At 57.6% G+C, this 16531-nt stretch carries 18 protein-coding genes and 2 pseudogenes; 13 read left to right on the forward strand and 7 right to left on the reverse strand.

Features of this window, described 5'->3' with window-relative positions:
• Window positions 1–5 precede the first annotated feature (5 nt).
• The gene (locus tag I9H07_RS08185; protein WP_024644235.1) at window positions 6–728 is read right to left on the reverse strand and encodes a glycerophosphodiester phosphodiesterase; all 723 of its coding nucleotides are present in this window, start codon (window positions 726–728) and stop codon (window positions 6–8) included.
• 58 nt (window positions 729–786) lie between these two features.
• Window positions 787–1374, reverse strand: a complete 588-nt coding sequence (locus I9H07_RS08190; protein WP_058391092.1) for a PilZ domain-containing protein — start codon at window positions 1372–1374, stop codon at window positions 787–789.
• 102 nt (window positions 1375–1476) lie between these two features.
• Between I9H07_RS08190 and I9H07_RS08195 the strand changes: the two genes are divergently transcribed.
• The 4 genes from I9H07_RS08195 to queF all read left to right on the forward strand — a co-directional run bounded on the left by I9H07_RS08195 (window position 1477) and on the right by queF (window position 5719).
• A complete protein-coding gene (locus tag I9H07_RS08195) occupies window positions 1477–2727 on the forward strand; it encodes a lipoprotein-releasing ABC transporter permease subunit (RefSeq protein WP_024644237.1) in 1251 nt (416 codons plus the stop codon).
• A 7-nt stretch (window positions 2728–2734) separates the two neighbouring features.
• On the forward strand, window positions 2735–3418 hold the full coding sequence (gene lolD, locus I9H07_RS08200; RefSeq protein ID WP_200866796.1) for a lipoprotein-releasing ABC transporter ATP-binding protein LolD: 684 nt from the start codon (window positions 2735–2737) through the stop codon (window positions 3416–3418).
• 88 nt (window positions 3419–3506) lie between these two features.
• Window positions 3507–4751: a lipoprotein-releasing ABC transporter permease subunit gene (locus I9H07_RS08205; protein WP_058823773.1), complete on the forward strand. Its 1245-nt coding sequence runs from the start codon at window positions 3507–3509 to the stop codon at window positions 4749–4751.
• A 137-nt stretch (window positions 4752–4888) separates the two neighbouring features.
• A complete protein-coding gene (queF, locus tag I9H07_RS08210; protein ID WP_236423877.1) occupies window positions 4889–5719 on the forward strand; it encodes an NADPH-dependent 7-cyano-7-deazaguanine reductase QueF in 831 nt (276 codons plus the stop codon).
• Between the two features lie 196 nt (window positions 5720–5915).
• Here queF and I9H07_RS08215 read toward each other — a convergent pair whose 3' ends face one another.
• Both I9H07_RS08215 and I9H07_RS08220 read right to left on the reverse strand, forming a co-directional pair.
• Entirely contained in the window at window positions 5916–6185 is a 270-nt protein-coding gene (locus I9H07_RS08215) for a DUF4404 family protein (RefSeq protein WP_024674334.1), read from the reverse strand.
• Between the two features lie 103 nt (window positions 6186–6288).
• Entirely contained in the window at window positions 6289–6897 is a 609-nt protein-coding gene (locus I9H07_RS08220; protein WP_236423876.1) for an HAD family phosphatase, read from the reverse strand.
• A gap of 197 nt (window positions 6898–7094) precedes the next feature.
• On the opposite strand from I9H07_RS08220, the gene I9H07_RS08225 reads away from it, so the two are divergent.
• Window positions 7095–7796: an MlaA family lipoprotein gene (locus tag I9H07_RS08225; protein WP_024674332.1), complete on the forward strand. Its 702-nt coding sequence runs from the start codon at window positions 7095–7097 to the stop codon at window positions 7794–7796.
• A gap of 92 nt (window positions 7797–7888) precedes the next feature.
• Here the strand turns inward: I9H07_RS08225 and I9H07_RS08230 are convergent, their stop codons facing one another.
• Window positions 7889–8188, reverse strand: a complete 300-nt coding sequence (locus I9H07_RS08230) for a PilZ domain-containing protein (protein WP_024674331.1) — start codon at window positions 8186–8188, stop codon at window positions 7889–7891.
• A 268-nt stretch (window positions 8189–8456) separates the two neighbouring features.
• On the opposite strand from I9H07_RS08230, the gene rssB reads away from it, so the two are divergent.
• Window positions 8457–9641: a two-component system response regulator RssB gene (gene rssB, locus I9H07_RS08235; RefSeq protein WP_236427057.1), complete on the forward strand. Its 1185-nt coding sequence runs from the start codon at window positions 8457–8459 to the stop codon at window positions 9639–9641.
• On the forward strand, window positions 9638–10123 hold the full coding sequence (gene rssC / locus I9H07_RS08240; RefSeq protein ID WP_002552898.1) for an anti-sigma factor antagonist RssC: 486 nt from the start codon (window positions 9638–9640) through the stop codon (window positions 10121–10123). Before rssB ends, rssC begins: the two co-directional genes overlap by 4 nt.
• Before the next feature lie 73 nt (window positions 10124–10196).
• On the opposite strand, the gene tal is transcribed toward rssC, so the two are convergent.
• On the reverse strand, window positions 10197–11126 hold the full coding sequence (gene tal, locus I9H07_RS08245; protein WP_058391095.1) for a transaldolase: 930 nt from the start codon (window positions 11124–11126) through the stop codon (window positions 10197–10199).
• Window positions 11127–11432: 306 nt separating this feature from the next.
• Here tal and I9H07_RS08250 point away from each other — a divergent pair, with 306 nt between their 5' ends.
• From I9H07_RS08250 to I9H07_RS08270, 5 genes are all read left to right on the forward strand, one after another.
• Window positions 11433–12695, forward strand: a complete 1263-nt coding sequence (locus tag I9H07_RS08250) for a M20/M25/M40 family metallo-hydrolase (RefSeq protein WP_058391096.1) — start codon at window positions 11433–11435, stop codon at window positions 12693–12695.
• Window positions 12696–12817: 122 nt separating this feature from the next.
• Window positions 12818–13255, forward strand: coding sequence for a LexA family protein (locus I9H07_RS08255; RefSeq protein WP_236425085.1), 438 nt, complete (start codon window positions 12818–12820; stop codon window positions 13253–13255).
• Window positions 13256–13342: 87 nt separating this feature from the next.
• Window positions 13343–13582: a hypothetical protein gene (locus tag I9H07_RS08260; RefSeq protein ID WP_024674326.1), complete on the forward strand. Its 240-nt coding sequence runs from the start codon at window positions 13343–13345 to the stop codon at window positions 13580–13582.
• A gap of 211 nt (window positions 13583–13793) precedes the next feature.
• Entirely contained in the window at window positions 13794–14921 is a 1128-nt protein-coding gene (locus I9H07_RS08265) for a sensor histidine kinase (protein WP_058392947.1), read from the forward strand.
• A 220-nt stretch (window positions 14922–15141) separates the two neighbouring features.
• A complete protein-coding gene (locus tag I9H07_RS08270; protein WP_024674324.1) occupies window positions 15142–15399 on the forward strand; it encodes a DUF1652 domain-containing protein in 258 nt (85 codons plus the stop codon).
• A 224-nt stretch (window positions 15400–15623) separates the two neighbouring features.
• On the opposite strand, the pseudogene I9H07_RS08275 reads toward I9H07_RS08270, so the two are convergent.
• Window positions 15624–15752 (reverse strand): annotated as a pseudogene (locus I9H07_RS08275) (chorismate mutase); the annotation flags it as partial.
• A 375-nt stretch (window positions 15753–16127) separates the two neighbouring features.
• On the opposite strand from I9H07_RS08275, the pseudogene I9H07_RS08280 reads away from it, so the two are divergent.
• Window positions 16128–16483, forward strand: a pseudogene (locus I9H07_RS08280) (transposase); the annotation flags it as partial.
• Between the last annotated feature and the right edge of the window lie 48 nt (window positions 16484–16531).

Here is a 16531-nt window from a genome sequence, read left to right on the forward strand (position 1 = left end):
CGATTTCAGTGATTCCCGAGCGTGGCGGTGGCCAAACCGGGAAAGTCTGTAATCAGGCTGTCAACGCCGAAATCAGCGAGCCTGCGCATCAGTGCAGGCTCGTTGACTGTCCACACCGACACATGCAGGCCCTGACGCTGTGCTTTCTGCAGGCGCTCCGGGGTACACAGTGTCCAGTTCAAGGCCAGAATCTCACAGCCGTAGCTCTGCGCGACTTTCAACGGGTCGAGCCAGGCGTATTCGGCCACCAGCCCGCGAGAAATGTCCGGGGTCAGGTCCAGGGCGGCACGCAGCACTTCGCGAGAACTGGAGGTGATGGTGACCTTGTCCAGCAACCCATGACGCTGAACCATTTCCCGGATGGCCAGCACGGTGTTGGCTGCGCGGGTGCGGGAAGCGCTTTTGACTTCCAGTTGCCAGTGCTCGAAATCACACTGTTCGAACAGCTCTTCCAGGCGCGGGATGGGGCAGGGCGACACCCAGCCCGGTCCACCCTTGCGCGCATCGTAGGTCACCAGATCGGCCGCCAGGTGCTCGTTGACCTTGCCGCGCCGGTCGGTGGTGCGCTTGAGGGTCGGGTCGTGAATGACCATCAACTCTCCGTCCAGTGACAGGTGCAGATCCAGTTCACAGCGGCGCACGCCGTGCTTGAGACATTCCTGGAAGCTGACCAGGGTGTTTTCCGGTGCTTCGCCCTTGGCGCCGCGGTGGCCGTAGATAAGGGTCACGTTTACTCCTGGCCTGAAAGGCGCCGACTGCTGATGTGAAATAAAAGGGTCAGGACACTTAATTCCCGGATGGCTGGCCTTGTTCCAGCGCCTGCCGCCGGTGCTGGGCCTGGCGCTGCAGGACGTGGCGCGCGAGCAATTGACGCTGCGCGTCTGGCAGGTTGACGAATTCGGTGCTGATGTCGAAATGACCATCCGCCAGCGCATCGCACTGGGAAACTCTGGCGCGCAGCATCAGGCCGGCAGCCTGGGGCATCAGTACCATCTTGATCGACAGCTGTTCGCCCACTGCAAAACCTTGTTGCGAATTGAATTGAATCCCGCCTTCGGACAGTTTCACCGGCTGAGGAGCCCCGAGCTTGCCCAGCGCTGTGTGCGCGACGACCTCACCCAACAGGTCGATACGCTTGCTCAAGGACTTGAGAAAACTGTTCAGTACCCGGTCGCGCTCGTCGAGCTGGCGCATCAAGTGCTGCGATTCGAACTCGGCGACATGCAGCTCGCTGAGCAGGTCGAACAGCGTCGAGGTGTCCTGCATAGCATCCTGGCTTGCCTGATCGGCGCAAGACAACGGGTTAATTTCCAGTGCGACGCTGTCGTCGATACGGTAGTATTCGCGGCGTCCTGCTTCATCTAATGTCGACATGGCGAACCCAAGCTAGCGGCGGTGGTCAGAGAGTTTCGAGTGTAAAGCTGCACGTCAAGGCCCGCCACACGGACGTCCTCATTCCTGCGAACAAAATCCTACATGTTCAGACCTCTTTTTGTATTTATCGGCACGCGCTACACCCGTGCGAAGCGACGCAATCACTTTGTTTCCTTCATCTCCCTGACGTCCATGATCGGCCTGGCCCTCGGCGTCGTAGTGATGATAGTCGTGTTGTCGGTCATGAACGGCTTCGATCACGAGATGCGCACCCGCGTCCTCGGCATGGTACCCCACGCCACCATCGAATCCGCTGACCCGATCACCGACTGGCGTGGCCTGGCCGCGAAGGTTCAGGAAAACCCGCAGGTGCTGGCGGTTGCGCCGTTCACCCAGATGCAGGGTTTGCTGACCCACGACGGCAAGGTGCAGAAGGTGCTGCTCAACGGCATCGACCCGGTTGAGGAGCGCAAGGTCTCGATCATCGACCACTTCATCAAGCAGGGCCAGCTCGACAGCCTGTCCCCCGGCAGCTTCGGCATCATGATCGGCGACAAGGCCGCGGCCAAGCTGGGCGTTGGGATCGGCGACAAGCTGACCTTCGTCGCCCCCGAGGTGACGGTAACGCCGGCCGGGATGTTCCCGCGCATGAAACGTTTCGAAGTGACCGGCATCTTTCATGTCGGCGCTGGCGAGATCGACGGTTTTCTCGGGTTGACCAACCTCGATGACCTGGGCCGTCTGCATCGCTGGAAGCCGAATCAGGTGCAGGGGCTGCGGCTGAAGTTCGATGATCTGTTCGCTGCGCCACGCACTTCGTGGGAAATCGCCCAGAAGCTGGGCGAAAACAACTTCTATTCCCGTGACTGGACCCGCACCCACGGCAACCTCTATCAGGCCATCCGCATGGAAAAAGCCATGATCGGCCTGTTGCTGCTACTGATCGTGGCGGTTGCGGCGTTCAACATCATTTCCACACTGGTGATGGTGGTCAATGACAAGAAGGGCGACATCGCGATCCTGCGCACACTGGGCTCCACGCCACGCCAGATCATGGCGATCTTCATGGTGCAGGGCACGGTGATCGGTGTGGTCGGGACGTTGATCGGCGCGGCGCTGGGCATTCTGGCGGCGCTTAATGTCAGTGCCGCCATCTCGATGCTCGAAGGGCTGATCGGCCACAAGTTCCTCAATGCCGACGTCTATTTCATTGATTACCTGCCTTCGCAACTGATGGCCCAGGACGTGTTCCAGGTCTGCGGTGCGGCGTTGGTCCTGAGTTTCCTCGCCACCCTGTATCCCGCCTGGCGTGCCGCGCGCACCCAGCCGGCGGAGGCGTTACGTTATGAGTGAGTCGGGCATGTCTGATAAAGCAGTATTGAGTTGCCGCAACCTGGGTAAATCCTACGAGGAAGGCCCGGAGTCGGTGGTGGTGTTGTCTGGCCTGCAACTGGAGTTGCATCCGGGCGAGCGGGTCGCGATTGTCGGTACGTCGGGGTCGGGTAAAAGTACCTTGCTGAACCTGCTGGGCGGGCTGGATACGCCTTCCGAAGGCAGCGTCTGGCTTGCCGGCGAGGAGCTGTCGGCACTTGGCGAAAAAGCCCGTGGCCTGCTGCGTAACCGGGCCTTGGGTTTCGTCTACCAGTTTCACCATTTGCTGCCCGAGTTCACGGCGCTGGAAAACGTCTGCATGCCGCTGCTGATCGGCCGTACCGCGATCCCCGAGGCGCGTCAGCGTGCCAGCGCGTTGCTGGAGCGGGTCGGTCTTGGTCATCGTCTGGCGCACAAGCCTTCGGAATTGTCGGGTGGTGAGCGGCAGCGCGTGGCCATCGCCCGTGCGCTGATCAACCAGCCGGGTCTGGTAATGCTCGACGAGCCTACCGGCAACCTCGATCACCACACCGCGCAGGGCATACAAGACCTGATGCGTGAATTGAGCACGTCGTCGCGCACCGCGTTCCTGATCGTGACTCACGACATGAGCCTTGCCAGGCAGATGGACCGCGTGTTGCGTCTGGAAGGCGGGCGTCTGGTCGAAGCCTGATTCACCGGCTCGGCGCCATTCATCGCGCCGGGTTTTACATTTTTTACGACGCCATTTTCCACGTGCTTATTTTCACGGTGCTTCGCGAATGTTCAGACCGTTACCCATCTTCATCGGCATGCGCTATACCCGCGCCAAGCGCCGCAAAAGCTTCATCTCGTTCATTTCGATGACCTCGATGATCGGCCTGGCACTGGGCGTGCTGGCCATGATCGTGGTGCTGTCGGTCATGAACGGTTTCCAGCGCGAAATGAGCTCACGGATTCTGGGCATGGTGCCGCATGCGGTAATCGCCGGTAACACGCCGGTGGATGACTGGAAACCGCTGGCCGCTGCCGCGCTGAAAAACCCTGAGGTCACCGCTGCCGTGCCGTTTACCGACATGGAAGGCATGCTGTCCTACAAGGGTTCGATGCAGCCGATCCAGATCAGCGGTGTCGATCCTGCGCTGGAGCATGAGGTGTCGATCGTTACCCGGCACATTACCCGCGGCAGCATCGAGGACCTGAAACCGGGCGAGTTCGGTGTGGTGCTGGGTGATCTGACTGCGCGGCGCTTTCGCCTGACAATCGGCGACAAACTCACCCTGATCGTGCCGGAAGTCAGCAGCGCACCGGGCGGTATCACGCCACGCCTGCAACGCCTGACGGTGGTCGGCATCTTCAAGGTTGGCGCAGAGCTGGACGGCTCGATGGGGCTGATCAACATTGCCGATGCCGCGCAGATGCAGCGCTGGCAGCCTGATCAGGTGCAGGGCGTGCGGTTGGCGCTGAAGGACTTGTACAAGGCGCCTCAGGTGTCTACCGCCATTGCGGCCGGGCTGGGCGACGGCTATCACGCCGATGACTGGACGCATACCCAAGGCAGTCTGTTCAGCGCGATGAAGATGGAAAAGACCATGATTGGCCTGTTGCTGCTGATGATCGTCGCTGTGGCGGCGTTCAACATCATTGCCACGCTGATCATGGTGGTCAACGACAAGGGCGCAGACATTGCGATCCTGCGCACCATCGGTGCCACGCCTCGTCAGATCATGGCGATCTTCATGGTTCAGGGCACGGTGATCGGCATTGTCGGCACGTTGATCGGTGGTGTTCTCGGCATTATTGCCGCCTTGAACGTCAGCAGTCTGGTGGGCTGGATCGAACGGGTCAGCGGCCAGCATATCTTCAGTTCCGATGTGTACTTCATCAGCAACCTGCCTTCCGAGCTGCAGGGCGGCGATGTGCTGCTGATCTGCAGCGCCGGTTTCATTCTGAGCTTCCTTGCCACCGTCTACCCGGCCTGGCGTGCGGCGCAGATCCAGCCTGCGCATGCGTTGCGTTACGAGTAATCCGGCAGCCTGATTGTGGGTCATCGCAGCGTTGTATTTTGCATCGCGATGGCTCGCGGGCCACAGCGGATTTTTCGCTGAAAGCCCGCTGCAAACCCTATAAACTCGCCGCGTTAATCCACGATCCAGGTATCGTTATGCATCCCGCAGCCGAACACTCGCCGCTGGGCAAGTCCAGTGAGTACATCGCCACCTATACGCCGTCCCTGTTGTTCCCGATCCCGCGCGCCGCAAAATGGGCCGAGCTGGGGCTGACCGCGCAGACGCTGCCGTACACCGGTGTCGATTTCTGGAACTGCTACGAGCTGTCCTGGTTACTGCCGTCCGGCAAACCGGTGGTCGCGATTGCCGAGTTCAGCATTCCGGCTGACTCGCCGAATATTATTGAATCGAAGTCTTTCAAGCTGTACCTCAACTCGCTGAACCAGACGGCTTTCGATGGTGCTGTCCAGGTACAGACGACGCTTGAAAAGGATTTGTCAGCGGCTGCAGGCAAGCCGGTGGGCGTGCGTATTCGCAGCCTGGCGGAAATCGAAGGGGAGGGTGTCGCGGCATTGCCGGGCGTGTGTATCGACGACCTGGACATCACGGTCAGCAGCTACGACCGGCCGCAGCCTGAATTGCTGCGCTGTGACGAGTCGCAGGTGGTCGAGGAGCGCGTGCACAGTCATCTGCTCAAATCCAACTGCCCGGTCACCAGCCAGCCCGATTGGGGCAGCGTAGTGGTCGACTATCGCGGTGCGGCGCTGGATCACGCCAGCTTGCTGGCGTACATCGTCAGCTTCCGCCAGCACTCGGACTTTCACGAACAGTGCGTAGAAAGAATCTTCCTCGACCTGCAGCGTCTGCTCAAGCCGGAGAAGCTGACGGTCTACGCACGCTACGTGCGCCGTGGGGGGCTGGACATCAACCCGTACCGCAGCACTGAAGTGCTCAGCGTGGACAATCGCAGGTTGGCGCGGCAGTAGATTCGTCACGTGCCAATGCTCTGCGCAGGGTCTGCATCCCTTGCGACGCAGAGCGTCGAGAAATGCGTTCCCACGCTGGAGCGTAGGGAACGATAACCCCGACTATCGCGACTATCGTGCGACGCTCCGCGTCGGCATGCCGTTCAGGACGCTCTGCGTCCTCTTGGCGAGGCGGTGCCATCCACCCAACGCCTGATCAAATCCCGATATTACCCAGCGTCTGCACGATGCTGCGCAGTGTGCCGGCGATACCGGGATGCTCCAGCTCAAAACGTTCTACAGCCAGGTTCACGCCATCCGCCAGGCTGCTGTCCTGTTCATGAGTCGCGTGTTCCAGTTGGATCTTCGTTTCAATTTGTTGCATGAGTTCGTGCAGGTTGTCGCGCTCGGATTCCGAAAGCGGCGGGTTGTGCTCAAGTTGCTCGCGCAGTGTATTGAGTTGTTCTTGAAGTTCGCGGGCAGGCATGGAGTGCTCCTTGATTGATAAGTCTGACTCATGGACTTCGCCGTGCGGCTAAAGGTCCGTCATGACTCAAGACTAATCCAGTAATCCCCTCAATGCATGTGTATCAAGGCTTTTCGCCTTTGCTGCGCCGCAGGGTGATGTCAGCCAGGCAAGACTCCAGTTCGCCCAGATGATCAATGACCGAGTGCACGCCCAGCGCGTAGAGCTTGAGCGTCGCCTGCGCACGTCGCTGTTCACGTTTGGCGTCACTGAGCGCTTGCCATTGCGCGGGAGACAATCCGCACAGCGGTCCGCAAGAGGCCAGGCCAATGGTCCATAGCCCTGCGTTCAGGCCGGACTGCAACAGGCGCGGGTCGCCGCTGATCAACACGCAGCCGCCCAGTTGCGGGACGTTCAGCGCCATCAGTGCCATCCAGCAGGCATCCGGCGCAGGCCATTTCGCGGCCGGGCGAGGTGCGCAAATTATCCAGTTGTCCAGCGGCGCGGCGAGGGGGGTACTGACGGTTTCAGGCAGTTCTTCAAGCCAGGCGCAAGGCTGACCCTGATCACGCAGGGTTTTCAGAATGTCCAGCGCGCCAGGCGTGGGCTGACTGTGTTCAGGCCCCGGACGCTCGGTGGTTCCGGCCTGCGCACCAAAATCCACCAGGCAGCCGCTAAGGCCGAACAGCAGGGCAGGGAAAGTCGGCAAAGGCTTGAGGACCGGCGCGAGCATGTGCAAATCTCTGAAATATCCAGCACGCTACTGCGCTTGTATGACAGTTGGATGACGACGTGATGACCAGGTTTATCCACATTGCTTTGCTGACAGACCTGCCTTATTCGTAACAGAAGGCTTTATACTCTCGGCGTTAGCGTGTGGGGCGTAGCACCCGCGTCATTATTTCGATATCTCGATCAGGAGTGTCAGCTATGCCCGTGACTGGTGCAGGCTTTATCAAACGTTTGGCGCAACTTTCGCTGTGCGCGGGCATTGTGCTGGTACCGGTGGTCGTTCAGGCCGCTGAAGACGATCCATGGGAAGGCATCAACCGTTCCATTTTCAGCTTCAACGATACTCTCGATAAATACACGCTCAAGCCACTGGCCAAGGGTTATCAGTACATCGCGCCGCAATTCGTTGAAGACGGTATACACAACTTCTTCAACAACATCGGCGACGTCGGCAATCTGGCCAACAACGTGTTGCAAGCCAAACCTGCTGCAGCCGGTGTCGACACGGCGCGCATGATCTTCAATACCACCTTCGGGCTGCTGGGCTTCATCGACGTGGGTACCCGCATGGGCCTGCAACGCAACGATGAAGACTTCGGTCAGACGTTGGGCTACTGGGGCGTGCCAAGCGGCCCGTTCGTCGTCATTCCGCTGCTGGGGCCGAGCACCGTGCGTGATGCCTTCGCCAAGTACCCGGACACCTACACCTCTCCATACCGCTACATCGATCATGTCCCGACCCGCAATACTGCGTTGGGCGTCAATCTGATCGACACGCGTGCCAGCCTGCTGTCCGCAGAGCGCATGGTCAGCGGTGATCGTTACACGTTTATCCGTAATGCCTACTTGCAGAACCGTGAGTTCAAGGTCAAGGATGGCAAGGTCGAAGACGACTTTTAATGTTCGGCTTGAAAGTGCGTGACTAAACCAATAAAGGCGACCTCGGGTCGCCTTTATTATTTTGCGTATTTGTGAACCCGTTCCGCTTCAAATCAGCTCATCGAGACGATAGACAGCCCCAGTTTTTGCCCGCCGCCTTCTTCATCATTCACCCAGACAACCTCTGTTTCGGCCTCTAGGCCTTTGAGCGCCGCATGATCGGAGTCGATACGCACGCTGAGTTTGTCGCCCACCTGAAAGGAGCGAGGTGCCTGAACCTGCATGCCGGAGCTGGAAAGATCAATGCAGACGGCAGGAATGACCTGGCCTGCGTGGATCAGATTGACCTCGGCATCGACGCGCATGCGGATGTAATCCCGTTTTTCCTCGTAGTCGCGATCAGTTCGACTCATGTTCAGTCCCTTCGTTTTAGTTGCTGATTAATCGGTTCTTATAACTCTCGGTGATTTGTGATGTAAAGAGCACCTCTCGAGGGGTGGAGCATGCTTGAAACACCCGTCGGATGGGAGTACCGTCTGCGCCTTGAAGGGCACCTCTGAACATGACGCGCACACGGTGTTGCGTACATGAAATTGCAGAGAGGCTAGAAGCGAATCCAGTAAGCGGGTTCCGGTGATTCCGGGCCGCCTACGCCAACCTGATCTGGCGCCGTTTGCCCACATGCCAAAAACCAGTGCCACGCTGCTGATTATCGATGACGACGAAGTAGTGCGCGCGAGTCTCGCCGCCTATTTGGAAGACAGCGGCTTCAGCGTCCTCCAGGCCAGCAATGGCTTGCAGGGAATACAGATATTCGAGCAGGAAAAGCCTGATCTGGTGGTATGCGACTTGCGCATGCCGCAGATGGGTGGACTTGAACTGATTCGTCAGGTGACCGCCAGCGCCCCGCAGACCCCGGTTATTGTTGTTTCCGGTGCCGGCGTGATGAGCGATGCGGTGGAAGCGTTGCGTCTGGGCGCTGCCGACTACCTGATCAAGCCCCTTGAAGATCTTGCGGTACTCGAACATTCAGTGCGTCGTGCTCTGGACAGGGCGCGCCTGCTCAACGAAAATCAGGTGTATCGCGAGAAGCTGGAAAAAGCCAATCGCGAGCTTGAAGCCAGCCTGCATCTGTTGCAGGAAGATCAGGATGCGGGTCGGCAAGTGCAGATGAACATGCTGCCGATTACGCCCTGGTCAATTGACGAGTTCCAGTTCGCTCACCAGATTATTCCCTCGTTGTACCTCTCCGGTGACTTCGTCGATTGCTTTCGGGTCGACGAACGGCGCGTTGCGTTCTATCTGGCTGATGTTTCAGGGCACGGAGCATCATCGGCATTCATCACCGTGCTATTGAAGTTCATGACCACCCGTCTGCTGTTCGAATCGAAGCGCGGCGGAACGCTGCCGGAATTCAAACCTTCGGATGTACTCGGGCACATCAATCGTGGGCTGATCAGTTGCAAACTGGGCAAGCATGTCACTATGGTGGGCGGGGTGATCGATGAGGAAGCGGGCACGCTGACCTACGCGGTTGGCGGCCATCTGCCGCTGCCGGTGCTGTACACCGAGGGGCAGACGCGCTATCTGGAAGGCCGTGGTCTTCCGGTCGGGCTGTTCAATGAAGCGACCTATCAGGACCACGAGATGGAACTGCCGGCGTCCTTCAGTCTGACCATGTTGTCTGATGGCATACTGGATCTGTTACCCGGTGATACACTCAAAGAGAAAGAGGCCGTGCTTCCCGAGTTGGTGAAGACGGCTGGCGGCAGCCTGGAAGGCTTGCAGCGGGTTTTTGAATTGGCAACGCTAGGGGAGATGCCGGATGATATCGCCTTGTTAGTGTTAAGCAGGAATCTTGAATGAGTACCGGTAGAATCCAGTTCGCCGAGCAGGAAGGCACCTTCGTTCTGAAGTTCGTGGGCGAAGTACGGTTGACGCTGTGTTCGGCCCTGGATGCAACTATCGAGCGAATCTTCACGGCGTTGAATTTTTCCGCGGTGGTGATTGATTTGACCGAGACCCGCAGCATCGACAGCACCACGTTGGGCCTGCTGGCCAAGTTGTCGATCCTGTCACGTCAGAAGGTTGGCCTGCTGCCGACCCTGGTGACCACCCACGAAGACATTACGCGACTGTTGCAGTCCATGGGCTTCGATCAGGTGTTCAATATCGTTGACCGGCCTCTGCCGCGTCCTGAGTCCCTGACCGATTTGCCGTCGCAGGATCAGTGCGAAGAGGTGGTCAAGGCCAAGGTGCTTGAAGCGCACAAGATCCTCATGGGCCTCAACGACTCCAACCGTGAAGCGTTCCACGATCTGGTCAATGCGCTCGAGGGGCAACGCTAGGGCTCTGTCCCGCGACACTGAATCGCAGGCAGCAAAAAGGGCGACACCCGCGAGGGTGCCGCCCTTTTTTATATCAGGATTTTTTAGCAGGAAGCAGCGCTTCCAGTTTTTCCTGATCACGAGCGAACTGACGAATGCCTTCGGCCAGTTTCTCGGTGGCCATCGCATCTTCGTTGGAGTTCCAGCGGAACTGGCTCTCGGTCAGGCTCTGACGTGGCTCACCTGCATTGCCCGGAGCGAGTTTGCGTTGCAGTGTGCCGGTGTCTTCGGCCAGTTGCTTGAGCAGCTCGGTGCTGATGGTCAGGCGGTCACAACCGGCCAGTTGTTCGATCTGGTTCAGGTTACGGAAGCTGGCACCCATCACGACAGTCTTGAAGTCGTTGGCCTTGTAGTAGTTGTAGATGCGCGTTACCGACTGCACGCCCGGGTCCTCTGCACCGGTGTAATCGGTGCCCGTCGACTTTTTGTACCAGTCATAGATACGGCCCACGAACGGCGAGATCAGGAATACGCCAGCTTCGGCACACGCGACAGCCTGAGCGAAGGAAAACAGCAGCGTCAGGTTGGTCTGGATACCTTTCTTCTCAAGGTATTCTGCAGCGCGGATGCCTTCCCAGGTGGAGGCAAGCTTCACCAGCACGCGATCGTTTTCGACACCGGCGGCGTTGTACAGCCCGATCAGGCGTTCACTGCGTTCAATCAACGCGTTGGTATCAAAGGACAGCCGGGCGTCCACTTCAGTGGATACGCGGCCCGGTACGACCTTGAGAATCTCCTGGCCGATGGCAACCGCAAAATGATCGCAGGCCAGGCCTATGTCGCCTTTGCCGCGGGCGAATGCTTCTTCGAGCATCGCTTTGTTGCTTTCGCTCGACGCTGCCTTGAGCAGCAGAGAGGGGTTGGTGGTTGCATCTTGAGGCTTGAGGCTTTTAATGGCGCCAAAATCGCCGGTATCGGCAACGACGGTGGTGAAGTTCTTGAGTTGATCCAGCTTGGAAGTCATGAGCGTGCTCTGTCCTGTGCGGTTGGATGACATTACCCGAGCGCTGCCGCCCACTCAAGGCCGCAGCGCATAATGCCTGCGGATGGAGGGCGTCGAGGGTCGGCATAGTCTTGAAAACCATTGTCGAGACTGTTTTGGAGCCTATAGCAGACTGCTTGTTCCCTTGATCTTTATTTTGCTCCTCATCAGTGACCAACAGGAGGGCACTGACAAAAGCACGCGGGCCGCTGCCGACGCTAATCTGGTATTGAGGGGAGCATTGGGGTAAAGATGCAGCTTCCATAGCGATGATCTGAAGGAACCAGCATGCATCCACAACGCGCCTCCCTAACCGCCGCAATCGGCTTTTCGCTGCTTTCTCTGAGCGTAATGGCTGCGAGTGCACTGGCCGCCGACTTGCCCGCTGATCAATTGCTGAAGCAGGCGCAGGCTGAACAACAGTCCTACCTCGCAACGGTCAGGCAATTGGTGGATGTCGACACCGGCACTGGTCAGGCGCCTGGCCTGAAAGTCATCAGCGCGCTGCTGGTCGAGCGTCTCAAGGCGTTGGGCGCCGACGTCACCACCACGCCTGCCGACCCGTCTGCCGGTGACAACATTGTCGGCACGTTCAAAGGCACTGGTACCAAGTCCTTTCTGTTGATGGTCCATTACGACACGGTATTCGGCCCCGGCACGGCTGCCAAGCGACCGTTCAGGCTCGACAGCGAGCGCGGCTACGGCCCTGGCGTTGCCGACGCCAAAGGCGGCGTGGCGATGATTCTGCATTCGCTGAAACTGCTGCAGGATCAGAAATTCAAGGAGTTCGGTACGCTCACGGTGCTATTCAATCCGGACGAGGAAACCGGCTCCAGCGGGTCGAAAAAAGCCATCGCCGAACTGGCTCGCCAACACGATTACGTCTTCTCCTACGAGCCGCCTGACAGGGACGCCGTCACTGTCGCCACCAATGGCATCAACGGCCTGATCCTCGACGTCAAAGGCAAGTCCTCACACGCCGGCTCTGCACCCGAAGCAGGGCGCAACGCAGCCATGGAGCTTGCGCACCAGATGCTGCAACTCAAGGACCTCGGCGATCCGGCCAAGGGCACAACGGTCAACTGGACGCTCATCAAAGGCGGGGAGAAGCGCAACATCATTCCGTCCAGCGCCTCGGCCGAAGCGGACATGCGCTATTCCGACTTGAGCGAGAGCGACCGGGTACTGGCTGACGGCCAACGCATCGTGAAGAACACACTGATCGATGGCACTGAAGTGACATTGCGCATGGAAAAGGGCCGTCCACCCTTGGCGAAAAATCCGGGCTCCGAACAGCTGGCAAAAACGGCGCAGGCGCTCTACGGAAAAATCGATCGCACGGTCGAACCCATCGCCATGCGCTTCGGCACTGATGCAGGTTATGCCTACGTGCCTGGTAGCGCCAAGCCCGCAGTACTGGAAACGATGGGGGTCGTCGGTGCCGGTTTGCATGCCGATGACGAATACATCGAGCTGTCGAGCATTGCGCCCAGGCTCTACCTGACTGTGGCGCTGATCACGCAGTTGTCACGGGCTGATTCAGCGCCGTAGATAGCGCCAGGTTTCAGCTCGATGACCGCCATTGGTCGAGGGTTTCGGCATCCAGGATTGACCTGAAGCACGATAAACGATTAACTGTATATGCATACAGTTAATCATAAAAGGCTCACCTCATGAGTGTCACATTCCTTGGCCCATTGTCGGCAGAGGGTATCAAGCTCCCGTTCATCTCCATGTCAGCCACAGGCTCCCGGTCGCCTGTCGTGGAGAAACCTGTATCAATCGCCGAGCTGTGTGAGGTCCGAGAGCCGCACGCTTACCTGGCCAGGATCGAGGATGAGGGCATGCTCGGGGTCGGCATCTGCACGGGGGACATGCTGGTGGTCGACCGTAGTCAGTATGCGGAGCATGGGGATATCGTCGTGGCGTCACTCAATACCCGGCAGATCTGTCGCCGCCTTTACATGCGCGGCGAGTTCGTGATCCTGCAGTCCGAAAACAGCGATTACCCTGCGCTGCAGGTGACGGATAACGATGACCTGATCATCCTCGGTGTCGTTACCTACAGCATGAAGAACCTGCTGGAGGGGCGAGACGCTCGGGGTGAATAATCTTGACTGCCTATGACTCGGCCTTGCATTACGCCCCCTTGCATGGTCTGCTGCTGGCCATCTTGGCTTCACTAGAGAATTGACCACATGCAGGAACGAATCGACCAATTGCGGCTCGCAAAGGCGCTTCAGGGAGACATCAGCGATCTGGTAAGGGCGCTCGACGCGGCCAGCACGCGCGCAGACGTAGAAGCTGAAGCAGCGCTGCAAATCGAACATATTCACGGGCTTGAAACCACCAGAAAGTTGCGGGCTGCCGACGCCGAGACGCTTTACATCATTTTTGACGATGCGGTTCAGGCTCGTTTGCAAGCACTGGCTGACTAGCACCTGGTGCTGTCCTTCTGATTCGTTCCGCACCGCTGATTCATGTACCGCCTGCAAATGTAATGGTCGTCCTCCACCCTGAACACACTTAATCAGCACTTCCCGCCAGAAATGCGATCAAAAAATACCCAACCGTTCTCTCCGTCTGGATCAGTGCATGATTTGCACCCCGGAGATGCCATTCGCTCGACTCTTAAAGGATCAGGTTGCTATGCGGTTATCGGGCTTCATCCTTGAAAATATCGACCCCATCGTGCAGGAGTGGACCGATTTCGCTCACACGATGGCAACGCCCGGCGAGCCTCTGGATACCCAAGAGCTCAGGGATCATGCCGAGCAGATGCTTCGGGCCATTGCCACGGACCTGCAAACTGATCAGTCGTCCCAGGAACAGGTCGACAAATCACAGGGCCAGGTGGTATCGGAAGACCAGACCCCTGCAAAAACCCATGCCATTACCCGGCTGATGTCGGGTTTTACCATTGACCAGGTGGTGTCTGAATTTCGCGCATTGCGGGCCAGTGTCATCAAGCAATGGATGATACAAGAGACCGCTGATACGAAAGTACAGATGGAGGACATGATCAGGTTCAACGAAGCAATCGATCAGGCACTCGCTGAATCCATCTCCAGCTACACCAGCGCGGTTCAGGCTTCGCGCAATATTTTCCTTGGCATTCTCGGGCATGATCTACGTACCCCGTTGAGCGCGATTTTGTTGGGCGCCGATGTTCTGTTGCGCACCAGCGACCTGGGCGCGCGACCGACCAAGGTTGCTTCAAGGATTTATTCAAGTGTAAAACGCGCCAGCCAGATCGTCGGCGACCTGCTGGATTTCACGCGCTCACAGATCGGCCCCGGCATCCCGTTGAAAAAGACCAAGATAGACATCCAGCCCATCTGCGCGCGCATCGTCGACGAGTCCCGCACGGTCAACCCCGAGGCAGACATACGCCTGACGTCCAGCGAGCACGTCATTGCTTACGTTGACGGCGACCGCCTGGAACAGGTGTTCTCCAACCTCATTGGCAACTCGATACAGCACGGTAACAGCAATGACCCCGTTGAGGTCACGCTGGCGGCTTCTGGAGACACCCTCCAGTTTACCGTTCACAACACCGGCAGCCCGATCCCCGAAGACGTCCTGCCGTTCATTTTCAATCCGATGGGACGCTACTCGCCCGAGCAGATCACCGACAACGGCCCGTATTCAAGCCTGGGACTCGGTCTGTTTATCGTCTCCAAAATAGTCGACGCCCACGGCGGACGGATCGAGGTGACATCGAAAGCGGAGCAGGGGACGACGTTTGCGGTGTTTATTCCGTTGAAAGGGGAGTGATAGATGCTGGTAATCATCACGGGACGACGTTCCCCGGACGGTGTAACAGAGGTGTAACGTATCTCGAGGTTTTCTGTCTTTATTACTGTGATTTTGCAGGTCATTTGCACTGGGATCAGAAACTAAAAGGCACTGCTGAGTATCTGACCCAAGTCAGCAACTAATTTGCGTAAAACCTGGCTACACTCGACTAAACGATTTGGCCAGCAGAGGACGCCCCATGTATTCAAAGCCCGATCTCCAGCGCGTTCTTGAAACAGCTTTTCTGCCGTCCAGATGCGAGTGCGTCATCGGGGAGAACGAAAGCTTTTCCGTGAAGCTTCTCAACCCCGACTCCGGCGATATCCAGCTGTATGTGACGGGTATGCCCCTGTCCGAGCTATCCACCAGCAGATCCATAGCGCGATTGGTGCTATCCCTGAAAGAGCAGAGAGACCTGATGGGGCAGATGACTTTGTCCATGAGGCGCATGGGGTAGGGCTGGGACGAACGGTCCGGGATTGTCCAGCGTGGTCAGCAGGCTGCCATGTCTTCATGCACGAAGCCATCAGGCGCTATTTGGGTGCCGATCCATGCTGTGACAGGGGTAGTTATTTACTTTTATCAACCCATTTCCGATTTTCTGGTCTGTGTTTTCATGTGGCGGACCAAGACTGCCTGTATACCTTCAACGCGATTCGTCGTTACCGACCGTCAGTGCCCGAATACTTGGATTGCCTGCTTACGGCCGAAGGTTTGGGTTTCCTGATAAACTCGCTGACCGTTTCGATTGATCCGTATCTGTGCGCCGTAAGCAGTAGTGTTGCGCTTGCGTGGTCTGATCGTGCCCATTTAAATGGGGGGATTTCTGATTTGGGTTATTACATCTACCAACTGTTTTCAGAGACCGAGCAAAAATGGCCATAAACCTCTTTATAAAAGATCACTGTTAATGAGCATTGAAAAAAAACAGAAATCCCGGCAGATACTGGGGAATCAATCCTGGCTCTGTCCCGCCGTTTTTCCGTCGTCCCCATGATGGATTGGACTATCTGGCTTTTATCTTCATGTTCATTAAGAGTTTTATAGAATTTCAGTGGACGATAGAAAATTTGACACGGCTGCTGTCGTAGGTCACTGCTTGGCTCGGGAAGCAATTTTCATGAATACACATCCAGACCTATCTAAGATAGCGTTTCTAAACGATTCATCAGATAATTCGTGCCGTTGCTGGATCAGATCAGGCTACTTGGCAGTAGGGTCGTCCGCGCAGACGCTGCCGTTATGTACTGGCCGACAAGGGTTATGTCAGCCAGGTTTTGCGCCAATACTGCGACCGCTACGGCATGCAGCCGTTGATTCCTCTGCGCAAGATGCATCGAAAGCCTCGACTCTGACTGCCTCGGCTGTTTAACAAGCCTCAGTACAAAAAACGCAATGTTATTGAGCGGTTGTTCAACTGGTTCAAGGAAAAATTTCGGATATGTACTCGTTACGACAAACTGGCCAGCAGCTTCAAAGCCATGGTCACATTGGCCTGCATCGAAAAATGCTTGCGGGCTGACTTTTCAGACAAACCCTAGGCCAAATTATTTAGCTACGCTGCCCCCAATCTGATCAGGAGCGGATCC

Source organism: Pseudomonas syringae (genome assembly GCF_023278085.1).
GTDB classification, from domain to species: Bacteria; Pseudomonadota; Gammaproteobacteria; order Pseudomonadales; family Pseudomonadaceae; genus Aquipseudomonas; species Aquipseudomonas syringae_Q.

What these genes read in the sequence shown, in the direction of transcription:
- I9H07_RS08190 (WP_058391092.1), bottom strand. Translation starts at nt 1,374, where the DNA reads ATGTCGACATTAGATGAAGCAGGACGCCGCGAATACTACCGTATCGAC.
- I9H07_RS08195 (WP_024644237.1), top strand. Translation starts at nt 1,477, where the DNA reads ATGTTCAGACCTCTTTTTGTATTTATCGGCACGCGCTACACCCGTGCG.
- lolD (WP_200866796.1), top strand. Translation starts at nt 2,735, where the DNA reads ATGTCTGATAAAGCAGTATTGAGTTGCCGCAACCTGGGTAAATCCTAC.
- I9H07_RS08205 (WP_058823773.1), top strand. Translation starts at nt 3,507, where the DNA reads ATGTTCAGACCGTTACCCATCTTCATCGGCATGCGCTATACCCGCGCC.
- queF (WP_236423877.1), top strand. Translation starts at nt 4,889, where the DNA reads ATGCATCCCGCAGCCGAACACTCGCCGCTGGGCAAGTCCAGTGAGTAC.
- I9H07_RS08215 (WP_024674334.1), bottom strand. Translation starts at nt 6,185, where the DNA reads ATGCCTGCCCGCGAACTTCAAGAACAACTCAATACACTGCGCGAGCAA.
- I9H07_RS08220 (WP_236423876.1), bottom strand. Translation starts at nt 6,897, where the DNA reads ATGCTCGCGCCGGTCCTCAAGCCTTTGCCGACTTTCCCTGCCCTGCTG.
- I9H07_RS08225 (WP_024674332.1), top strand. Translation starts at nt 7,095, where the DNA reads ATGCCCGTGACTGGTGCAGGCTTTATCAAACGTTTGGCGCAACTTTCG.
- I9H07_RS08230 (WP_024674331.1), bottom strand. Translation starts at nt 8,188, where the DNA reads ATGAGTCGAACTGATCGCGACTACGAGGAAAAACGGGATTACATCCGC.
- rssB (WP_236427057.1), top strand. Translation starts at nt 8,457, where the DNA reads ATGCCAAAAACCAGTGCCACGCTGCTGATTATCGATGACGACGAAGTA.
- rssC (WP_002552898.1), top strand. Translation starts at nt 9,638, where the DNA reads ATGAGTACCGGTAGAATCCAGTTCGCCGAGCAGGAAGGCACCTTCGTT.
- tal (WP_058391095.1), bottom strand. Translation starts at nt 11,126, where the DNA reads ATGACTTCCAAGCTGGATCAACTCAAGAACTTCACCACCGTCGTTGCC.
- I9H07_RS08250 (WP_058391096.1), top strand. Translation starts at nt 11,433, where the DNA reads ATGCATCCACAACGCGCCTCCCTAACCGCCGCAATCGGCTTTTCGCTG.
- I9H07_RS08255 (WP_236425085.1), top strand. Translation starts at nt 12,818, where the DNA reads ATGAGTGTCACATTCCTTGGCCCATTGTCGGCAGAGGGTATCAAGCTC.
- I9H07_RS08260 (WP_024674326.1), top strand. Translation starts at nt 13,343, where the DNA reads ATGCAGGAACGAATCGACCAATTGCGGCTCGCAAAGGCGCTTCAGGGA.
- I9H07_RS08265 (WP_058392947.1), top strand. Translation starts at nt 13,794, where the DNA reads ATGCGGTTATCGGGCTTCATCCTTGAAAATATCGACCCCATCGTGCAG.
- I9H07_RS08270 (WP_024674324.1), top strand. Translation starts at nt 15,142, where the DNA reads ATGTATTCAAAGCCCGATCTCCAGCGCGTTCTTGAAACAGCTTTTCTG.